General features: G+C 56.0%; 1 protein-coding gene. It reads right to left on the reverse strand.

Annotation, left to right across the window (positions count from 1 at the left end):
- Positions 1–687 (reverse strand): condensation domain-containing protein (locus FS818_RS28240; RefSeq protein ID WP_145336725.1); only part of this gene is annotated, 687 nt, incomplete at both ends.

A 687-nucleotide genomic window follows, 5' to 3' on the forward strand; every position in this document is an offset into this window, starting at 1 on the left:
CACCTGCTCGGCGATCCGTTGCATGAGCTGGTCTTCTTGCATTACAAACGATGTACGGAAGGCTTCATGGCGCTCGGCTAAGCGGTTCAGAGTCTCCTGCACCCGAACAGCATCCAGTTCCCCTGTGATCTCCAGCGCTTGCGGCATGTTATAACCCATGCCCTGCTGATCCAGCTGACTTACCACATACATCCGTTGCTGGGCAGGCGAGGCGGGATACCCTTCGCGCGGCTCCGCCGGGCTGATTGCCTCATAGCGTTCCAGGATAGCTGCCGTTTCCAAATACCCCGCTAGCATCTCTACCGTTGGACGGGCGAACACTTCACTCAGCGTCACACTCGCATCTAACTGTTTCTGGATGCGGGCCATCAGCTGTGTTGCTTTGAGTGAATGGCCCCCCAGCTCGAAGAAGTCATCCCGGATGCTTACTGGATGCGAAAGGCCTAACACATCCTGCCAAATCTCTGCTAGCTTCGCTTCAGTCCCGCTTCGTGGGGCAACGTATTCGCTGGTTGTCTGCAATAGCCCTTGCGGTTCCGGTAGCGCCTTTCGGTCCACCTTCCCGTTCGCCGTCAGTGGAATTTGCTCCACTTCCACCAGATACGACGGCACCATGTACTCAGGCAGACTCCGTTTTAAATACGCGCGCAACTCGGATGCATTAAATACACCACGGCTTACCACGTA

Source organism: Paenibacillus xylanexedens (genome assembly GCF_007680605.1).
Classification (GTDB): Bacteria; Bacillota; Bacilli; order Paenibacillales; family Paenibacillaceae; genus Paenibacillus; species Paenibacillus xylanexedens_B.